9 protein-coding genes and 7 pseudogenes are annotated in these 20738 nt (G+C 34.1%); 3 read left to right on the plus strand and 13 right to left on the minus strand.

Annotated elements, in window-relative coordinates; translation table 11 throughout:
* Positions 1 to 36 precede the first annotated feature (36 nt).
* Positions 37 to 621, minus strand: a pseudogene (locus ACZZ95_RS08440) (MiaE family protein).
* Between the two features lie 114 nt (positions 622 to 735).
* On the opposite strand from ACZZ95_RS08440, the pseudogene ACZZ95_RS08445 reads away from it, so the two are divergent.
* Positions 736 to 1981 (plus strand): annotated as a pseudogene (locus ACZZ95_RS08445) (glycosyltransferase).
* Here ACZZ95_RS08445 and ACZZ95_RS08450 read toward each other — a convergent pair.
* The 11 genes and pseudogenes from ACZZ95_RS08450 to porU (ACZZ95_RS08500) all read right to left on the minus strand — a co-directional run bounded on the left by ACZZ95_RS08450 (position 1978) and on the right by porU (ACZZ95_RS08500) (position 14379).
* Positions 1978 to 2868 carry a helix-turn-helix domain-containing protein gene (locus tag ACZZ95_RS08450; RefSeq protein ID WP_463468706.1) on the minus strand — a complete coding sequence of 297 codons (891 nt, stop codon included), beginning with the start codon at positions 2866 to 2868 and terminating at the stop codon, positions 1978 to 1980. The pseudogene ACZZ95_RS08445 and the gene ACZZ95_RS08450 sit on opposite strands and share 4 nt — an antisense overlap.
* A gap of 86 nt (positions 2869 to 2954) precedes the next feature.
* Complete coding sequence (locus ACZZ95_RS08455) at positions 2955 to 3485, minus strand: carboxymuconolactone decarboxylase family protein (RefSeq protein ID WP_463468707.1); 531 nt, start codon at positions 3483 to 3485, stop codon at positions 2955 to 2957.
* A gap of 414 nt (positions 3486 to 3899) precedes the next feature.
* The gene (locus tag ACZZ95_RS08460; RefSeq protein ID WP_463468708.1) at positions 3900 to 5003 is read right to left on the minus strand and encodes a leukotriene A4 hydrolase C-terminal domain-containing protein; all 1104 of its coding nucleotides are present in this window, start codon (positions 5001 to 5003) and stop codon (positions 3900 to 3902) included.
* A complete protein-coding gene (locus ACZZ95_RS08465; protein ID WP_463468709.1) occupies positions 4933 to 5748 on the minus strand; it encodes a gluzincin family metallopeptidase in 816 nt (271 codons plus the stop codon). The genes ACZZ95_RS08460 and ACZZ95_RS08465 overlap by 71 nt, the downstream gene beginning before the upstream one ends.
* Positions 5749 to 5884: 136 nt before the next feature.
* Positions 5885 to 7565, minus strand: a pseudogene (locus tag ACZZ95_RS08470) (dihydrolipoamide acetyltransferase family protein).
* Positions 7566 to 7571: 6 nt separating this feature from the next.
* Entirely contained in the window at positions 7572 to 8570 is a 999-nt protein-coding gene (pdhA, locus tag ACZZ95_RS08475) for a pyruvate dehydrogenase (acetyl-transferring) E1 component subunit alpha (RefSeq protein WP_463468710.1), read from the minus strand.
* A gap of 159 nt (positions 8571 to 8729) precedes the next feature.
* The gene (locus tag ACZZ95_RS08480) at positions 8730 to 9212 is read right to left on the minus strand and encodes a cytidine deaminase (RefSeq protein ID WP_463468711.1); all 483 of its coding nucleotides are present in this window, start codon (positions 9210 to 9212) and stop codon (positions 8730 to 8732) included.
* An 80-nt stretch (positions 9213 to 9292) separates the two neighbouring features.
* A pseudogene (gene porV, locus ACZZ95_RS08485) lies at positions 9293 to 10501 on the minus strand (type IX secretion system outer membrane channel protein PorV).
* 40 nt (positions 10502 to 10541) lie between these two features.
* Positions 10542 to 13904: a type IX secretion system sortase PorU gene (gene porU, locus ACZZ95_RS08490; RefSeq protein WP_463468712.1), complete on the minus strand. Its 3363-nt coding sequence runs from the start codon at positions 13902 to 13904 to the stop codon at positions 10542 to 10544.
* A gap of 111 nt (positions 13905 to 14015) precedes the next feature.
* Positions 14016 to 14186 (minus strand): annotated as a pseudogene (locus ACZZ95_RS08495) (hypothetical protein); the annotation flags it as partial.
* On the minus strand, positions 14107 to 14379 hold the full coding sequence (gene porU, locus ACZZ95_RS08500; RefSeq protein ID WP_463468713.1) for a type IX secretion system sortase PorU, long form: 273 nt from the start codon (positions 14377 to 14379) through the stop codon (positions 14107 to 14109). The pseudogene ACZZ95_RS08495 and the gene porU (ACZZ95_RS08500), both read right to left, overlap by 80 nt.
* A gap of 215 nt (positions 14380 to 14594) precedes the next feature.
* Here porU (ACZZ95_RS08500) and gldJ point away from each other — a divergent pair.
* Positions 14595 to 16282: pseudogene (gene gldJ, locus ACZZ95_RS08505) on the plus strand (gliding motility lipoprotein GldJ).
* A 118-nt stretch (positions 16283 to 16400) separates the two neighbouring features.
* Positions 16401 to 17689, plus strand: a pseudogene (locus tag ACZZ95_RS08510) (UDP-N-acetylmuramoyl-tripeptide--D-alanyl-D-alanine ligase).
* A gap of 40 nt (positions 17690 to 17729) precedes the next feature.
* Here ACZZ95_RS08510 and ACZZ95_RS08515 read toward each other — a convergent pair.
* Positions 17730 to 20612 (minus strand): helix-turn-helix and ligand-binding sensor domain-containing protein, encoded by a 2883-nt coding sequence (locus ACZZ95_RS08515; RefSeq protein ID WP_463468714.1) that lies wholly within the window; start codon positions 20610 to 20612, stop codon positions 17730 to 17732.
* Between the last annotated feature and the right edge of the window lie 126 nt (positions 20613 to 20738).

Below are 20738 nucleotides of genomic sequence, written 5' to 3' on the forward strand. Positions count from 1 at the left end.
TAAATATAAAAAAATAGAGTCAAAAAAGAGCGTAATTTATCCGTGAACAGTTTCTTGTTTTCCGTAATTGGTAATAATAGAACCTTCATATTCAATCCATTCTTTCCATCGTTTATCGATGTCAATATTGTCTTGGTATTTTCTGGCGAAGCCTAAAAAAGTGGTGTAATGTCCAGCCTCAGAAATCATCAAATCACGATAAAATTTTGCTAATTCTTCATCTTTAATATTTTCAGAAAGAACTTTAAAACGTTCGCGACTTCTTGCTTCAATCATCGCAGAAAACAATAATCGATCGCAAAGTGCGTCTCTACGGCTTCCGTCTTTTTTCATGAATTTAAAAAGTTCATTTACATAATGGTCTTTTTCGTTCGCGTACCTAAAGTTAGTCCGCGTTTTTTTATGACATCGTGAACCATTTGTAAATGCTCTAATTCTTCTCTCGCAATTACAAGCATTTCAGTTACTAATTCCTCTAATTCAGAGTTATAAGTAACAATGCTAATAGCATTTGATGCCGCTTTTTTGTTCGCACCATGCATGATCCGTTAAAATTTCTTCGATGTTCGATTCAACGATATTTACCCATCTAGGGTCTGTAGCTAATTTTAATCCCAACATAATTTCCCAGCATTTTAGTTCCTGCAAAATTAGTGTTTTTTATTCCTAAAAATCAGGAAATATCGTGCGATTGCGCTGAAAAAAGCATTATTTTGTAAGTTGAAATAAATTACCATGAATCAGAAAAAAAAACTTTTAATAATTGGGTTTGTCTGGCCTGAGCCAAATTCTTCGGCGACTCGGCGGGAGGATGATGCAGTTGATTTCGATATTCAAACAAAACGGATTCGAAATTACATTTGCAAGCGCTAGACAGGACAGTGATTTTATGGTCGATTTATTTGAATTTGGGGTAATTAAAAAAAGTATCGAACTTAATTCTTCAAGTTTTGATAATTTTATTTCAGAATTAAATCCAGATGTTGTTTTATTTGATCGTTTTATGATTGAAGAGCAATTTGGATGGCGCGTAATTGAGCAATGTCCTGCGCCTATCAGAATCTTAGATACCGAAGATTTGCATTGTTTGCGCACAGCAAGACAAAAGGCATTTAAAGAAAATAGAAAATTTGAAATAATTGATTTGTTGTCTGAAGAAGTTGCAAAGCGAGAAATTGCAAGTGTTCTGCGTTGTGATTTGTCTTTGATTATTTCAGAATTTGAAATGAATATTCTCAAAGATGTTTTCAAAATAAATGAAGAACTGCTTTTTTATCTTCCATTTTTGGTTGAAAAAATGATTGAAGAAGATCTTTTAGAATTGCCTTTATTTGAAGATCGGAAAAATTTTGTTTTCATTGGAAATTTTCTTCATGAACCCAATTGGAATACCGTTCAGTATCTTAAAGAATCAATTTGGCCTTTTCTAAAAAAAGATTTTCCTGAAGCTGTTTTGGAAGTTTATGGTGCTTATCCTTCGCAAAAAGTACTGCAATTGCATCAGCCTAAAAATGGTTTTTTTATAAAAGGAAGGGCAGAAGATGCTAATGAAGTGGTTAGAAATGCCAGAGTTGTTTTGGCGCCAATTCGTTTTGGCGCAGGTTTGAAAGGAAAGTTGTTGGAGGCAATGCAATGCGGAACGCCAAGTGTAACAACTTCAATTGGTTCTGAATCTATGCATGCAGATTTACCTTGGAATGGTTTTATTGAAAATGATGCGGAAGAATTTGCAAAAAAAGCAGTTGTACTTTATCAAGATGAAAATCTCTGGAAAAAATCTCAAAAAAATGGAGTTTCAATCATCAACAAATGCTATCAAAAAGATAATTATTCAACTAAATTAATTGACTTGGTAAATGAATTACTGATTAATTCTGAAAATCATCGACTTCATAATTTTATGGGCAATTTATTGCAAGATCATGCTTATAAAAGCACCATGTATATGTCAAAATGGATTGAAGCTAAGAACAAAAATTAAGCTTCCATTTTTCCAAATCCCACAGTTTCGCGATAAAATTGAGGAGAAACATCTGCGTTGGTCTTAAAAAATCGGCTGAAATAATGTTCGTCATCATAGCCTAATTCGTATGCAATTTCCTTAACCGTTTTATTTGTCAGATATAATTCTCTTTTGGCTTCAATAATTATTCTTTCCGAAATTAAATCGGTTAACGTTTTGTTGAAATAATTCTTGGAAATTTTTGCTAATGCTTTTGGCGAAATGTTTAATAAGTCGGCATAATTTCCAGCAGAATGTTTGGTTTTAAAATTGAGTTCGATGGCGTCTTTTAGGTTTTGAAGAATAACAGGTTCTTTAGAATCTGGAACCGATTTCATTTGCTCTAATTGTTCTGTTTTTAATCGAGAAGCTGTAATCAAAAAGATTTTTAAATACGAAATAAGTAATTCATATTGTGCTAATTCTGCGTTTTGAATTTCCGCTTTCATCTGATCCAAAACCATTTTAAAGGTTTGAGTCGCCTGCTCTGTCACAATAACATAAGGAGGCTGATATATGTTATTGAACAAAACACCATTGCAGGAAACTTCTTTTTGGTGCATGTGGATACAATAGAAATCAGGATGAAAATGAATTGCAATTCCTTCAATGGGTTCGTCTACGCAAAGCATAAAAGGCTGATAAGGTGAAAAGGCGAGAAGTGAGTTTTCTTCAAATTGATGCTCTGCAAAATCAGCTTTTACTTTGCCTTTTCCTTTGGTAACCCAAATTAAAGAGTAATAATTATTTCGCTGTAAATGATCAAAATGGCTATTGTCGTCAAAAGGAAGAATTTTGAAAGCCAAATTACCGTTTTGCGGATTTATTAAAGTGAAAACATTTTGAGAACTCATATCTTGTCGCATTTTTAAAAATATAAAGATAGTCATGAACTAGATTCACAACTATCCTTATAAATTGTTTTTTGTTATAGTGACTTTGTGTTTTTTAATTATACTGCTGGAAAGTCGATTTCAGTATTAGCCAAATTGTTGAAATAGTTTGTCAAAACATTTAAAGCAACATGAGCAACAGTTTCAGCAATTTCAGCATCAGATACTCCTGCATTTTTAGCTTTGTTTACATCTTCATCATTTACCAAACCATTTTTACTGATTAATGTTTTAGCTAGTTGTAAAATCGCTTCTGTTTTAGCATCAGTAGAATTTCCTGTTCTTGTCGCGTGTAAAACCGCTGGATCAGCTTTAACTAGTTTTTCTCCAATAAAAGTGTGAGTCGCTAAACAATAATCACATGAATTACTTTCTGAAACAGCTAAAGCAATTAATTCACCTGTTTTTGCATTTAGTTTTCCATGGCTCAACGCGCCGCTCAAATTTAAATATCCTTCTAAAACTGCTGGAGAATTCCCCATTGTTCTCATCATGTTCGGAACTACACCTAATTTTGCTTGTACAGCGTTGAATAAATCTTTAGTTTTTCCTGTTACTTCTTCTGGGTTTAATGCTGTTAATCGTGTCATTGTATTTAATTTTTTAATTGTTATTATTTGTTGTTGTCTTTTGACATTACAAAGGTGCGACGATTACAGATCTTAGAACATGGAGAATGTACGCTATGTGATGGACAATTTTCCCTCTCTTTATTTTGGGATAAAATTTTAGGATTTTTTCGGGAGCTAATCCAGCTTTCCGTTTCAAGTCCTCACTCAAAACCCTTATTTTTCTAAACCATAAAACGAGCTTCCGTTGGTCGCTGTTTTCTGGCAAGAAAAATAAGGGTTTTGAATTCCGGGCTTTCCACTTCAATCTGGGCTAATGTAATTTTCATAAGAGCCTTTTTCGTTTATTTTTGTTTGCAATGACAAATAAGACGCAAAAAAAACAGGCTGTTCCTTGGGAACAGCCTGTTTTTAAAATTATTTTCTTAAAAAAAATTATTTCAAAATACCTTCAACAGCCTGAACAGTTGTAGCATGATATCCAGATTTCGCTTTTTCAAAGATTTGTTTAGCCCATGTTTTTCCTTCGGGAGTTTTAACCATTTCTTTGTAAAGCATCATTACAGATCCAGTTCTGCTTATGCCAATTAAAAATTGTTCAATTGCAGGATAAGCTGGTTTGTATTGGTGAATTAATGCCTGAACAAACCATTGGCGTTTAATAATGAAGTTTCCACCTTTTGTAAAGTTGAATTCACTGTCAATAGCTTCCATTTCTTTTGCTGTGATGTCAGCAGGAAGATGGTCTATAAAATGCTGTTTTTCTGCAGTCGTTGTAATTTTTTGACTTAAACCTTTTACGCCGGTTTCTCTCCAGCTTTTTTGGATTTTGTCAATAGCATCAAAATCAGCTGAACTTACAGGAGTAATGTTTGATGGAATTCCAGGTTTGTAAATCCAGTCTTCCACTTTGATTTTGTCTGCTAAAGTTTTGTCTCCTTTAATGAGGTTTTCATTTAAATATTTTACGAAATCTTCTGTAGTGATCGATTTAAAAGCGTGTGCATCGAAATAATTTTTAATGAAAACATCAAATTTTTCACGTCCAACGGCATTTTCAATTACTCTTAAAAAAGCATAACCTTTTACATACGGAATCATGCTGATTCCGTCATCTGGATTTCTACCTGTTAAAGATACTTTTAACCTTGTGTCAGGACTTGTTTCTCCATATTCAGCAACATTATCAACTAACTCTTTTCTTGTAATAACGTTTTGCATTTCAAATTCTTTCTTTCCAAAAATAGCTTCTCCAATGCGGTGTTCTACATAAGTAGTAAAACCTTCATTTAACCAAATATCATCCCAAGTTGCGTTGGTTACTAAGTTTCCGCTCCAGCTGTGGCCTAATTCATGTGCTAATAAACTGGTTAGTGAGCGATCTCCAGCAATAACTCCTGGAGTTAAAAATGTTAAGTTTGGATTTTCCATTCCGCCATAAGGAAAACTTGGAGGTAAAACCAATACATCATAACGTCCCCAGCGATAAGGTCCGTATAATTTTTCGGTCGCGAAGAACCATTTTTCCAAGTTCTGCAAATTCCCAAGCCGATTTTTTCAGCATCGACGGTTCTGCATAAACTCCCGTTCTGTTGTCAATAGATTGAAATTCGATATCTCCAACTGCAATTGCCATTAAATAAGACGGAATTGCTTTGTCTTGTTTAAAAGTATAAACTCCAGTATCATTTTTCTTCTGCGGATTCACAGCGCTCATTACAGCCAATAAATCTTTAGGAACTGTAACTTTTGCATTATAAGTAAATCGAATTCCCGGCGAATCCTGACAAGGAATCCAAGTGCGAGACCAAACACTTTCTCCCTGCGAAAATAAAAATGGTTTCTTTTTATCTGCAGTTTGTTCTGGTGTAAGCCATTGTAATGCTACAGCCTCTTTAGTGGTGTTGTAGTAAATGTTTACTTTAGTAGTATTTGGTTCAATAGTGATATGAAGCGGTTTTCCATGAAATTCAGTGGTCGCGCCAAGCTCAAATTTGGTTTCTTTTTCTTCATCGCCCAAAGTTACTTTTGTGATATTTAAAGTGTTTTCGTCGAAAATGATTTCGTTTCCTTTGCTGATGTTGTCGATTGTCCAAGACGCTTTTCCTGAAATAGTCTGCGTGTCAAAATCAACTTTGATGTCCAGATCAAGATGTTTTGCCACGGCAAGTTCTGGTTTAGAGTAGCTGTGTTCATCTATGACAGCTGTTGGTTTTGTTGCTTGATCTTTTTTCTGACAGGCAATAGCTGTAAGAAATAAAGCGACAAGGATTAGTTTTTTCATTTTATGAAGTATTGAATTTGAAGATGAAAATTAAACAAAAAATCCCGTTTTGAATAAACAAAACGGGATTTTATTAAATATAACTATCGATTTTCATTCAGTCTGCCTTGATTTTTCTCGGGCTGACATTTGAAAATTATGCCAACATTGTAACTGGACTTTCGATGTATTGTTTTAATGTTTGTAAGAATTGAGCGCCAGTTGCACCATCAATTGTTCTGTGGTCACAAGCTAATGATAACATCATTGTGTTTCCAACTACGATTTGACCGTTTTTAACTACTGGTTTTTCAACAATTGCACCTACAGAAAGGATAGCAGAGTTTGGCTGGTTGATAATTGAATTAAATTCAGTGATACCAAACATACCAAGGTTAGATACTGTAAAAGTACTTCCTTCCATTTCTTGTGGTCCAAGTTTTTTGTTTTTAGCTCTTCCTGCAAGATCTCTTACTGAAGCACCAATTTGAGATAAACTCATAGCATCTGTAAATTTCAATACAGGAACAACTAATCCATCTTCAACTGCTACAGCAACACCAATATTTACGTGGTGGTTGATGATAATAGCATCTTCTTTCCACTGAGAGTTGATTTTTGGGTGTTTTTTCAATGCTAAAGCACAAGCTTTAATTACCATATCGTTGAAAGATACTTTTGTATCTGGAACGGTATTGATTGTCGCTCTTGCGCCCATAGCTTCGTCCATACTTACTTCGATCACTAAGTTGTAGTGAGGTGCAGTAAATAAAGATTCTGCTAAACGTTTAGCGATAATTTTACGCATTTGAGAGTTTTTGATCTCTTCTGTGTAAACTTCTCCAGCAGGAACAAATACTTTTGGTGCAACAGGAGCAGATGCTTCTTGCTTAGCGTCAGATTTTGCAACTGGCTGTGCTTGAGCTGCAGGAGTAAAGTTTTCGATATCGCTTTTTACGATACGTCCGTTTTCTCCAGATCCTTTAACTTGGTTTAATTGAATTCCTTTGTCAGAAGCGATTTTTTTAGCTAAAGGTGAAGCTAAAATTCTTCCTCCATTTGATGAAGTGTCAGCAGTTGCTTCAGTTGCTTTTTCAGCAAAGAGGAGCGAGCTTTTGTTTCTTCTGCGGCAGGTCCCGAAGCTTCGGGAGCAGTTGCAGCGCCTCCGGCAGTATAGTTGTCAGCAATTCCAGAAATATCAGTTCCTGCAGGTCCAATGATAGCTAATAAGCTGTCAACTGGAGCAGTGTTTCCTTCTTGAATTCCAATGTATAATAAAGTTCCAGCATTGAAAGACTCAAACTCCATAGTAGCTTTGTCTGTTTCAATTTCTGCTAAAATATCTCCTTCAGCCACAGCATCTCCTTCTTTTTTCAACCACGTTGCTACAGTTCCTTCCGTCATTGTATCACTCAAACGAGGCATAGTTACAACTACGACACCTTTTGGTAATTCAGTTGCAGCTTTTGCAGGAGCAAGCATTTTCTGTTTTAGCTTCAGCAGACAGGTGCTTCTTCTTTGGTTTCTGCTTTTGGTTCCGAAGCTTCGGAACTAGCAAGAGGAGCGTCACCACCAGCTAAAAGAGCAGAAATATCTTCTCCTTCTTTACCAATGATTGCTAATAATGAATCAACTGGAGCAGTTTCTCCAGCTTGAATTCCGATATGTAAAAGAGTTCCTTCGTTAAAAGATTCGAACTCCATTGTTGCTTTGTCTGTTTCAATTTCAGCAAGGATATCTCCTTCGCTAATTTTGTCGCCTACTTTTTTTAACCAAGTCGCTACCGTTCCTTCCGTCATAGTATCGCTCAAACGAGGCATTGTTACTTTAATAGCCATAATTAATTATAGTTTATGAGGTGTAAATGGATAGTCTTCTTGTGCGTATACTACATCGTATAATTGTTGTAAGTCTGGGTATGGAGATTCTTCCGCGAATTTCTGGCATTCCTCAACTAAGTCTTTAACTCTTTGGTCAATTACTTCAATTTCTTCGTCTGTAGCATATTTTTGATCTTTAATTACATCAAGAACTTGCGTAATTGGATCGATTTTTTTGTATTCTTCAACCTCTTCTTTCGAACGGTATAATTGTGCATCAGACATAGAGTGTCCTCTGTAACGGTACGTTTTCATTTCAAGGAAAGTTGGTCCGTCACCACGGCGCGCTCTTTCGATAGCTTCGTGCATAGCTTCAGCAACTTTTACTGGGTTCATTCCGTCAACAGGTCCGCAAGGCATTTCATAACCTAAACCTAATTTCCAGATGTCAGTGTGGTTTGCAGTTCTTTCAACAGAAGTTCCCATTGCGTAACCGTTGTTTTCAACGATAAATACAACTGGTAATTTCCACAACATAGCCATATTGAAAGCTTCGTGTAAAGAACCTTGTCTTGCGACTCCGTCACCAAAATAAGTCATGGTAACACCGCCAGTGTTGAAATATTTATCAGCGAAAGCTAAACCAGCTCCAACTGGAATTTGTCCACCTACGATTCCGTGACCTCCGTAAAAACGGTGCTCTTTAGAGAAAATGTGCATAGAACCTCCCATACCTTTAGAAGTTCCTGTTGCTTTTCCTAAAAGTTCTGCCATTACGTTTCTAGGATCAACTCCCATACCAATTGGTTGAACGTGGTTTCTGTAAGCAGTAATCATTTTATCTTTGGTCAAATCCATAGCGTGCAGTGCACCAGCTAATACAGCTTCTTGACCATTATATAGGTGTAGAAAACCTCTAACTTTTTGTTGAATGTATAACGCCGCAAGTTTGTCTTCAAACTTTCTCCAAAGCGACATGTCCTCATACCACTTTAAATATACCTCTTTTGTAACTTCTTTCATCTGAATTCTTTCTTTTGCTAAAGTTGTTTGTGTTATCGATTATTGTGCCTGTAACGCAAAATAGTTTCCTCCCACAAATTTGCGCCCGAAAGGTCGGGATGCAAAAATAAGACATTACATTTAAGAACTAAAATTTAATGACTACTTTTTGGCTTTTTTTTACAAGAACTTTTTGTCAAACATCAAAGGGAGTAAATTTTTCAATGATGAAGATTTATAAACTTCGCCAATTTCGCCCATAAAATAGATTTCAATTGGTGTTTCTTGCTTTATCTCGTATTCTGCAATTGATTGTCGGCAAGAGTCGCATGGCGGAATAGGGGCAGTTGTCTGATTGGTGTCAGAAGTCGCTGTAATTGCCATTTTTATTATTTTGGCATCTGGATAAATACTTCCTGCGTGAAAAATCGCGACTCTTTCTGCACAAAGTCCAGATGGATATGTCGCATTTTCCTGGTTGGAACCTAAAACAATTTTTCCATTATCTAAAAGTAAGGTCGCGCCAACTCTAAATTTTGAATAAGGTGCGTAAGCTTTTTTTCTAATTTCGACTGCTTGATTCATTAAATCCTGAATTTCTTCTGGAAGTTCATTCAAATTATCAAATGTTGTAAATGAAGTTGTTATATTGAATTCTTTCATCTGTTTTTATGGGAAAAAAAATCCAAATTCCTAAAATGACGGAATTTGGATTGTATTATTTTTATTTTAATGCTATTTCTTTAGTACGTTTCGTATTTGTCTCCAAAATTAAACGTTAAAGAGAAACGAAGTGTGTTTTCTAAAGGGTTTTTTATTTTTGATGCCGAGAATAAATAAGATACATCAATTTTCATGATGTTGTATTTAAATCCTGCTCCTAAAGAGAAAAATTGTTTTGCACCTTTTTCTGGGCTTTCGTGATAATATCCTAAACGCATTGCAAATGAATCTTGATACATATATTCGGCAACAACACTATAGGTAACTTCTTTTATTTCTTCGCTAAGTCCGCCAGGAGCGTCTCCAAAAGATTTGAATATTCCTTGAAACCAGCCAATGTCATTATAGTTTCTATAACCAATATCTGTAGCTTCTTGTCGCGATATATCTTCTGGATCATCAAAATCTCCATCGCCATTTACATCTACTGCTGTTCCAATGCCTGGAGGAGTTGGAACTAAAAGTTTTGTAAGTTCAGCGCTTAAAGTAAGTTTGTTGTAATCGTCAAAAATAAAATCAAAACCTCCTCCTAATCTTAAATTAGCAGGTAAAAAGTTTCTGCTTACATCATCGTTATCGTAACTTATTTTCGGGCCTAGGTTCTGAAAGTTAATTCCGGCTCTCCATCTACCGTTGAAATCCTGATAGGCGATTTCTTCCGATTGATAAAAGGCGACTACATCAACAGCAAAAGAACTTGCTGAAGTTGCGTCAACTTCTTCAGAGGCAACTTTTAGATTCGAATTTATAAAACGACCGGCAACAGCCATCGAGAATTTTTCACTTAATTTTAATGAATAAGATCCATCTAAGGCAAATTCATTTGGATTTACTTCTCTTACTGCTTCGTTGGGATCTCCTGTGTATCTTAACTCAATTCCTCCAAAACCAAAATAGCGGAAACTTCCAGCGAAAGCACTTTTTTCATTGATTTTGTTGTAATACGTTACCTGACCTAGTGAAATGTCGTTGGCAAGATCTGTTAAATAAGGTGTGTAACTAATAGAAAGACCTTGAGCATCTTCTGCGAATGCATATTTTGCAGGATTCCATTGTTGAGAGAAAACGTCGGCAGAAGTAGCGACACCTTGGTCAGCTAAACCTGCTTGCTTCTAGCATCTGCTCGCTACTAGTAAAAAAGGAACTCCAGTTACAATAGGTCGTGAATCCTGAGCCTTTGTACTGTAGAAAATAAAAAAACAAATTAATAATAGTGCTATTTTTTTCATTTATGGGACTAATGTTTTGGTGGTGCAAATATATAGAATATTATAGGATGACAAGCTTTTCGTATTTTTCTGCTTTTTTATTTGTCAAATTTGATTTTACCGTAAGCTTATAAATGTACACTCCTTTTCCGATTCTGTCTCCAAAATCATCTTTACCATCCCACGTTATATCTCGTGATAAAAATCCTTCTGTTGTTATAGTTTGATTTTTTGTCCAAACTACTTTTCCAGTAATAGTCATTACCTGTACTTGTACTTCCAAAGGTTCATAGGGTCTGTTGTGTGAGAACCAAAATTGGGTGTAAGTTGAAAAAGGGTTTGGATAATTAAGAACGTGTGATAATGTCAAGGATTCGTCTCCAACAACTGTAAATTGAATCTCGCTGGTAACCGGATTATTATATACGTCCCAAGCGGTAAAACTTATTGTGTGTAAACCTGGCGCTAAATTCCTAAAAGGGAAACGCAGATTTCCATTTGTATAATCATCTAATTTTGTTTGATAATAATCATTCAAAATATAAGGATTACTTACGTCTCCATCCAAAATTGCTATGATATCATGTCCGATTCCGCTTGCTGTATTAATTCCGTTTTCGTCTTCTAAAAAGGCTAAAAGAAATGGGGATTCGTTTGTGATTCCGCCAGATACAAAAGTTTCATCGTTCATATATAACTTAACTTTCGGACTTATATTGTCTTGAGGTGCATTTTCGTTAATTCCTCCAATTTTAATGATGTTATTATGTCCTGTTTGATTTTCTAAAACTTCATTTTTTTTCGAGTAAAAACTGATTCTTCCATTGTCAACCGGGATACGAATATCTCTTGGAACAACAAAGCTAAATTCAAATTGCCCGTTGGTTACAGATGCATTTCCTCTAAAAATCGTTTCTCCTAAAGTTTTGAATTGTATAGGAGGGCTGAAGCCGTCATTGTTTAACGTTGAATTTGTGATCATTTTATCAAAAATAGCAGTTGCTAATTCTCCGTTATAATTGCTTAAAAGAGTATTGTTTTCGTCTGTAATTTCTCCTGATATTTTAATTTTTGATAATGATTTTAAATCTGGTATCGGTCGCGAAATGGCAATATCATTTACTTTTGTTAAATTAATTCGAGGTTTTGGTATGGCAAGCATTAAGGCGGGGTCACCTATATATACAACAACATTACTGGCAGAACTTGGTCTTTCGTTTTTAGAAACTCTTAAAGACTCTGCGATGCTGTTGTATTGGTTGGAACCGTACGCAAGAAGATTTTTGCTGAGAATGTCATTAAAGTCCTCTGCGTTTGGCTGTCCGATTTCTCGAATTGTTGTCAGCATCGAAATCGCGCCTCCTTTTGGATTCCAAAAAACATATTCGCCGGCTGTAGGTCTTGTTGGATCGTCGAATCTCGAAAATTCACAAGTAATGGTAATAAATAAAGGATATTTGTATTGATTGTTTAGGTTTTGACTGTCTGATTTTTCCCAAATTCGCTCACTCGCCAATCCGTCTTCGCCACCATGTCCTAAATAATTAAAGATTAATGCGCCTTTTTCAAAAGCATTAAAAAAATCGGTTCTTGCTTTTGGGTATCTGGCTCCGCCGGCAGAAGCTTCTTGGGTGTAAGCGTCCAGCAGTATTTTTTCGATATTAAAAAAAGGCTTTTCGGTGGCAATTACATCTGCAAGGGAATTTTGACGGGACTGTAGTGTTTCGTCTCCAGATGTGTCAGAATCATCGCTGATTAAAACAAAATTATTTCGCCAGTTTCCGTATGATTTTGCATCATGATATTCTAAAACTTTATTAACCATTTCCTGAGCCTGCGCGTTATCTGAAACTAACATACGTCCAACGGCAATATCAATACCGCTGAAAGGATAGGATACAATTCCTTCATTTGCATCCATAAGCCCAAAAAAATCATCAGAAGCGAATCCAGCTTCTCCAACGGTATTACTTGTTAGCGATTGATATATAGGTACGATATTGGTATTGTTGGAAATTCGGTCTTTGTAATCATAGGACGCATCGCCGAATAAATTTAAATATTTGATTCTTTTATCCGAAGAAGAAGCATTATCATAAATATACTTGACAAAATTCCTGATCGCCGCAATATCTTGTTTTCCCGAAGAGAATTCCTGATAGATATTCTCTAGTGAAACCACTTTTACATTTAAGTTCGAGTTGGTTCGATGAAAACTGGCTAATCTTTCTGCTTGAGAAAGAAGGGATTTTGGTGATACGATTACATAATCAATATCCTGAAAAGCATTTTGGCTGTTTCTAAAAATGGTGCCTTTTAAGTTTTGATTTGCAATTTTAGACTGATTTTCCTTTAAAGGAGTGTAATAATCAGAAGCATCAATTGCGATGTATTTTCTAACTTCTCCTAAATTAGCTTTAAAACTAAAAGTCGGCTGATTGGCATTTTCTATTTTTGATACATTATATAGGTCTGTTACATCCCAGATTTGAGTTACTCCAGATGCGTTTCCAAATGTGTAATTAACAACCCCAGCCACAGATCCCGCGTCACTATATTGAAATGGAAATTGTTTGCCTGTTCCTAGAAGTCTTCGTTTTGCAATTAAATTAATGTAATCCAGATAGCCTTTTGATCCCGGAACACCATTATTATTATAAGTAAGCTTTATTTTAATATTATCAGTACCTGTAAATGTTATGTTGGATGGCAGGCTTCCATTATAGTATTTAGTGTCGGAATTTGTTATTAAGGAAGGAAAACTTATGTTTCCAACATTTTGCCCATTTGCAGCAATTGTAAATGAAGTAGAGGTAAAGGAGGCAGATGCTGTTCTTACTTCTACTTTTACTGGGATAGAAGTGTCAAGATTTGGGAAACTAAATGAAAACTCCTGTTCTTGATTAATGTCAAATGATTCTCCTAGCCATTGACGGCCCAAGTGAACAATATTGTTTTGATCGATTTCATGAAATTGATAGTCATCAAACGTGTTTAGTTCTAATGTGCTGTTGGCTGTTGGCTGATTTAAGTTTTGAATTCTCTTTCCTTCAGTTCCGGTGCTGGTTATGTAATAATAGGAATTAGTATCATATAGATTTATATTAGTCTGGCTTTCAGTGTTCCAGTTTTCTGTTCCTTCAGCATAAAAAAGAATATAATCTTCGTTGTTGAAAACTCCATCATTTTCGCCAATTACTTGAATTGCATTTTCGGTTAAATCATCTGGGTAATATGAATTATTGGAAAGGGGAAGCATTCTGCCGCTGTTTCCGTAGATTTTTATTCTTCTCGGATCAGTTTTAGAAGCATCAAAACCAAGGCTTTGTAAAAACGACCTGCTTATTTTATAAACACCTGATTTTTGAATGTAAAATCGGTACCAGTCTCCAGATGCCAAAACAGAATTTGAAATCGCGACCACTTTTTGAAAAGATGAAGTACTGCCGGTTTTTGCGACTGAACTATTTATAAAATAAGAAAATGATTTAATGCGTTTAAAGCTATTTCCTTCTTTTATTATTGGAGATAAAAAAAGAAAAACCTGTTTTAAATCTCTGGAATTTGTGATAAATAAAGATTCATTAGTCTTCTCAGGAATGTTTTCAACTGCTAAATCTCCTAAGTCAGTTCTGGAAACCTGTTCGTAAATTATGCTCGCTAATTTGTACCGAACCGCTGTTTGAAATGTTTGTCTGGGTGATATTTTGGAGAAATGTTATGCTTTTTTTTGTCATATCAAAGCGAAAACTGCTTCCTTCAAAATACGGAATTGTGATTTTATTTTCGCCGAAATTCACCTCTTTCTTATTTTGCCAATTGATCGTTACACTCCCATTTTGCTGAGAAAATGAAAGAATAGGGATCAGAAAAATATAGATGAGTATTGCCTGTTTCATTAGTTTAAAAAGCGAAATTTAATTAAAAAATAATTAGTAAGTAAAAATATAGTATTTCATGTTACAGTAAATAATAAAAAGTATATTTTTGCGTTCGTAACTAAAGGTTATTTTCTGCTAAAAAACAGCAAAATAAAATTATTAGAACAGATGTTGCTAATTAAATGTTAATTATTATATTGCAAAGCACCTAAATTTATCACCTAAGAATGAGTATGAAAGTAAACAAAATTGTAGCCTTGCCGTTAATGATGTCAATTGTATTGATGTTGGGCACGGCTAGTTGTAGCAAAAAATCTAGTTCCACTCAAGCTTCTAGAGCAACTGGCTGGGATGTAGATAGTCAGAATGGAACTGCTCGCTAGAAATGCAGGGAAAAAACAACAGGCTGGTCCTGGTTTGGTTTTTGTTGAAGGAGGTACGTTTACTATGGGTAAAGTACAGGATGATGTTATGCATGATTGGAATAACACACCAACTCAACAGCACGTTCAATCATTCTATATGGATGAAACCGAAGTTACGAACGGTATGTACTTAGAATACCTGGAATGGTTAAAGAAAGTTTTCCCGCCAACGGAAGAAAATTACAAAAATATTTACGAAGGAGCATCTCCGGATACCCTTGTATGGAGAAATCGTTTAGGTTATAACGAAACGATGACTAATAACTATTTAAGACACCCATCTTATGCTAACTACCCAGTAGTTGGTGTTAACTGGATTCAAGCTGTTGAATTTAGTAAATGGAGAACTGACCGTGTAAACGAAGCTGTTCTTGAAAAAAGCGGATATCTTAAAAAAGGTGCTAAAACGCAAGACGTTAGTGCTGAAAGTTTATTTAATACTGAAGCTTACTTAGCTTCTCCATCTACAACGTATGGTGGAAATGAAGAATTAGTATTAAAGAAAAATCCAAACGGAAAAAGAACTAAAGCAGGTAAAGATGGTGTAGTACCAGAAGAGAAAAATGTTTATGCACAACGTTCTTCTGGAATTATTTTACCAGAATACAGACTTCCTACTGAAGCAGAATGGGAGTATGCAGTACGCAACTGATGTTGGACAAAGAGAATATAATATCTATAAAGGACAAAAGAAATATCCTTGGTCTGGAGATTATACACGTTCTAGTAAACGTAAAAATAAAGGTGATCAATTGGCTAACTTTAAACAAGGAAACGGTGATTACGGTGGAATTGCAGGATGGTCAGATGACGGAGCAGATATTACAAATGCTGTGAAGAGTTATGCACCAAACGATTTCGGTCTTTATGATATGGCAGGAAACGTTGCAGAATGGGTTGCCGATGTTTACAGACCTATTATTGATAATGAAGCAAATGATTTCAACTACTATAGAGGTAATCAATACGGTAAAAACAAAATTGGTAAAGACGGTAAACTTGAAATCGTTTCAACAACATCTATCAAATATGATACTTTAAGTAATGGTAAAGTAGTTGCTAGAAACCTTCCTGGAGAAATTGCTCAGGTTCCGGTTGATGATCAAGAAACGTATTTAAGACAAAACTTCAGTACAAGTGATAATATCAATTATAGAGATGGTGATAAGCAATCTTCAAGATATTTTGACTTTGGAGATTCTGAGTCAGGATCTAAAACTGATCAAGCAATGTACAACTCTCCTAAACATAATGTTACAACAGACAGTTTAGGTAAGATGATTAGAAAATATGATAACTCTAGTAAACGTACTACTTTAATCGATGATAAAGTAAGAGTTTACAAAGGAGGTTCTTGGAGAGATAGAGCATATTGGTTAGATCCAGCTCAAAGAAGATATTTCCCTCAAGATATGGCAACTGATTATATTGGTTTCAGATGTGCAATGTCTAGAGTTGGTTCAAAAGCTGAAAAGAGAAAATCTCCTAGAAACTAAGATTTAGAAATTCAAGTATAAAAAAATTCCAAATTCCAAAAGTCGCATATTCAGTCTGGAATTTGGATTTTTTTTATTGTTTTTTTTCTATTTTTATCATCTATTAAAAAAATTATAAATGAATATTCAAGACATTCATAACTTGTTTTTACAATGCAGTTCTCTTTCTATAGATACAAGGAAGATTGAAAAGAATTCAATGTTTTTTGCTATTAAAGGAGAGAATTTTGATGCCAATACTTTTGCTAAAGAAGCTTTGGATTTAGGTGCTTTATTTGTTGTTATTGATAATGAATCTTACTTTATTGATGAGAGAACTATTTTGGTTCAAAATAGTTTAGAAACACTTCAAGAGTTAGCCAAGTTTCACCGTACTTATTTAGGACTGCCAATTGTTGCATTGACAGGAAGTAATGGAAAGACAACAACAAAAGAATTGATAAATGTAGTGTTGTCCAAAAAGTTTAAAACAAAAGCTACAATCGGTAACTTAAACAATCATATTGGAGTTCCATTAACGCCGCTTTCCTTTACAAAAGAAACCGAGATTGGAATTGTAGAAATGGGCGCTAACCACCAGAAAGAAATTGAATTTTTGTGCCAAATAGCACAGCCAGATTTTGGTTATATAACCAATTTCGGTAAAGCACATTTAGAAGGTTTTGGCGGTGTTGAAGGTGTGATTGCTGGTAAAAGTGAAATGTACCAATATTTGAATGCTAATCAAAAAACTGTTTTCGTAAATCTTGAAGATGCTATTCAGATCGAGAAATCAAAAGGTATTAAATCTTTTACTTTTGGTGTGAAAAAGGAAAAAGCAGATTTAAATATTCAAGAAATAAATGCAAACCCATTTGTTGCCATTAACTATGATAATTTTGTAATTGAATCGCACTTAATCGGACTTTACAATGCAAACAATATCAATGCAAACTTGTTGCGATAGGTAAATATTTTGAAGTTTCAGAAAGCGATATTAAGAGTGCTATAGAAAATTATATTCCTGCTAACAACAGATCTCAGATGATGCAAAAAGGTTCAAACGAGATTATTTTAGATGCTTATAATGCGAATCCAAGTAGTATGGCTGTGGCAATTACTAATTTTCTTCAATTGGATAAGAATAATAAAATTATGATTCTTGGCGATATGTTTGAATTAGGAAATGAGAGCTTATACGAACACAAAGTTATTGTTGATTCTTTGGCAGAACAAACTCAAGCATTATGTTTTTTGATTGGAAAAGCGTTTTATGCTAATCAGATTGAGAAAGATAACTTACTGTTTTTTGAAACCTTTGATTCATTAGCAGAATATCTAAAAAAATATAAATTCGATTCGAATATCATTTTAATAAAAGGTTCTAGAGGTATGGCTTTAGAGCGAACTTTAGAATATATTTCATAAAAAAAAACAAAGCCATTTGATACGTCAAATGGCTTTGTTTTTAAATAGTCATTAAGAATCCAATTAGGTTTTCTTTCTTATTTAAACCTAGTTTCTTTCTCAAACGGTAACGGGCGAGTTCGACTCCTCCCGTTGAAATGTTCATGATTTCGGCTATTTCTTTAGTAGACATATTCATTAATAAATAAGTAGATAAGTCTAGTTCTCTTGGAGAAATAGTTGGATATTGCCCTTTAAGTCGTTTTAAAAACTCAAAATGAACGTTCTTAATGTGCTTTTCTAAGTCTTTCCAGCTTTTATCTGTATTAACTTCTTTTACGATGCTTTTATGCAGTTTGCTAAACTCAGATTTAGTGCTGTCGTCTAATATATTAGTGTCAATGTCTTTAAGTTTATGAATAATTCCGTTTAAGACTTTGTTCTTTTTTACAACTTGTAATGAATTATTTACTAGTTCTTTATCTTTTGCTAAGATCTTAATTTGAAGTTTGTCATTTTTTAGTTTTTCGATTTCTTTTTCCAAATCATGCTGTTCGTGCCTGATCTTAGATTCTTTTTCTAAATACAATCTTCGTTGTTCAATTGTTTCGTAATACCTGTTTTTTCTAATTTTCAGTTTGATTCTAATAGAGATTATGTAGGCTCCTAATAAAATCATGATAAGGTAAAATAAGTAAGCAAGGAAATGCCTGTACCATGGTGGAGAAACTGTAAATTCAACTTCGGAAATATTAGATTCGATACCATAGCTGTTTCGGGCCTTTAATTTCATAACATAATTGCCTTCTCTCAAATTGGTGTATTCTTTTATTGAAGTTGAAGACCAGCCTCTCCAGTTTTCTTCGAAAGGCTCCAATTTATAAGAGTACATTACATTTTCTTGATTTTCGTATGTTGGCGAGGCAAAGGTAAATTTTACGCGGTTGGACTTATATGGTATACTGTACGATTCTGTTTTAGTAGTTAAATTACCTGTCAAAATAGTATCTCCAGGAAAAGAAAAACTTTCAATAAAAGCTTTCGGTTTCGTCATGAATGTATTGGGTACGGTAGAGTTGTAATGTGTCAAACGATCTGTTAATCCGATAAAAATGTTTTGAGGATCAATAGTGTTTACTGATATATAGTTGTTTACTAAATTACCGGTTAAATTTGAAAATATAGCTTGTTTTTTAGCATAGGTTCCATTTTGATTTTTGACTAATACTCCAAGAGATTCGTTAAATGCGTACCATAAATTTCCGTAAGGATCTTCAATTAATGTATTGATAGTTGGGATTCCTTTAAATAACCCAGTAATCTTTTTATCTTCAAAGAAAGCTTCTTGTTCAACAGAATACCTGAAAAAATGATTTTTAACTTGAAAATAAACCTTGTTATTAATGTTTTGTAAGCTGTTTATTCCTCCTTTGTATTTTTCGGAGATATTGGTGTATTTTTTCATAAAATCGAATCTCTTCAAGTCGTCTGATAACTTAACTTGATATAAAAACGGATTTTTCTTGAGCCATAAATAATTTTCGTCGATTTCTACAGAAAAGTTATTTGTAGTTTCATCAAACCCTTTTACTTGATGCACATAGTCGTAACCAGTTGCAGATTTTTTGAAAACAGAAAATCCGTTATAGCTTTCTCCGATAATGTAGTTTTCATGATTCGGAATTTTTTTGAATCCGAAATATCCTTTATTATCTAATATTTTCGAAACTCTATTTTTTTCAATTACCAAAGCCCCGCTATTACTGGCACAAACAAGTACATTGTTTAAAACCTGAATATTCCAAACTTGAGAAATTGTCCCTTCAACCCTTGTAAACGGACTGTCTTTAAAAGATTTTTCCCAAGGATGATAGAATAAACCTTGATTGGTGGCCACATACAAATTACCTTCAAATGTTGTTGAGGCATATACGGTTCCTATATTATAGCTGTAATCAAAATAAGAAAATGGAGAGTTTTCGTTTATAAACGTAATACCATTGTCAAGTCCAAGCCATATATTATTTTTATTGTCAATAAAAGAAGCTAGGATTGTGTTATTCTGAAGTCCTTTCTGCCTGTTTAAATGCTGAATTATCTTTCCGTTTAAATCACAAATAATGGCGCCATCTAAGACAGAATTTAGAACTATAAATTTATTTTTTATGATAGATCCGCCGAGAGATGTATTTTTTTTGACAAAATCATTTGCTTCCGTTGTCCAAGGTTTTATTGAACCATTTTCAGATATAAAAAGACCTTTTTCTAAAGTTGCATACAATAATCTATTATTGGGCGCTGGGAAAAGCGACCATATTTCTTTATCGTTAAAAAAAGTTGTGCCTTTTACTGCGGTTAATCTTCTGTTTTTGTATTCCAGTACACCAAGAGTTTTATCCTGAAAATAGAGGTGATTATCTACTAAAAATGAAAACTGAAATTTATGTGGTGCATTTAAAGTGGTTATCTTTTCGTTTTTTAGAAAAAATACTTTTGAGAAAGATTGAAAGATGATTTCTCCATTAAAAAGATGAATTCTCCAGATAAGATTAATGTTTTCTTTGTCAATTGGACTTAATAAATTGTATAACGAATGATACTGTAAGATACCTTTTGCATCAATTTTAAAATATCCGAATTCGTTATTTCCTCCAACGAATATTCTGCCGGCAAGATCAATTTTTAAACTTCTAATTTCAGATTTATTGGGTAATGAATATTTGTGCCAGTTCGAACCGTCAAACTGAATTAAACCGCTGTTGTTGGCAAAGTAGATATTTCCGTTTTTATCTTGGTCTATACTCCAGTTTTGAGTGCCGCCTTTATATTCAGATCTTTTATAGTTTTTAATATCGGGAATTCCAATGTTCTTAACTTGTGAAAAACTGATATTTTGTATGAAAAATAGTAATACAAGTGTAAGTGGTCTAACTATGAATTTCATAAAATTTTAAATGTATTTTTATTAGAAATGCTTAATAATGTTGTTCTATTGTTGATTTTTCAATCTGAATGAATCTATTTTTTTAAATTATTTTTAATTTACAACGATGTAGTTGATATTAAAGCA

It is taken from the genome of Flavobacterium sp. AC267 (assembly GCF_979258715.1).

What these genes read in the sequence shown, in the direction of transcription:
- ACZZ95_RS08450 (WP_463468706.1), bottom strand. Translation starts at nt 2,868, where the DNA reads ATGCGACAAGATATGAGTTCTCAAAATGTTTTCACTTTAATAAATCCG.
- ACZZ95_RS08455 (WP_463468707.1), bottom strand. Translation starts at nt 3,485, where the DNA reads ATGACACGATTAACAGCATTAAACCCAGAAGAAGTAACAGGAAAAACT.
- ACZZ95_RS08465 (WP_463468709.1), bottom strand. Translation starts at nt 5,748, where the DNA reads ATGAAAAAACTAATCCTTGTCGCTTTATTTCTTACAGCTATTGCCTGT.
- pdhA (WP_463468710.1), bottom strand. Translation starts at nt 8,570, where the DNA reads ATGAAAGAAGTTACAAAAGAGGTATATTTAAAGTGGTATGAGGACATG.
- ACZZ95_RS08480 (WP_463468711.1), bottom strand. Translation starts at nt 9,212, where the DNA reads ATGAAAGAATTCAATATAACAACTTCATTTACAACATTTGATAATTTG.
- porU (WP_463468713.1), bottom strand. Translation starts at nt 14,379, where the DNA reads ATGAAACAGGCAATACTCATCTATATTTTTCTGATCCCTATTCTTTCA.
- ACZZ95_RS08515 (WP_463468714.1), bottom strand. Translation starts at nt 20,612, where the DNA reads ATGAAATTCATAGTTAGACCACTTACACTTGTATTACTATTTTTCATA.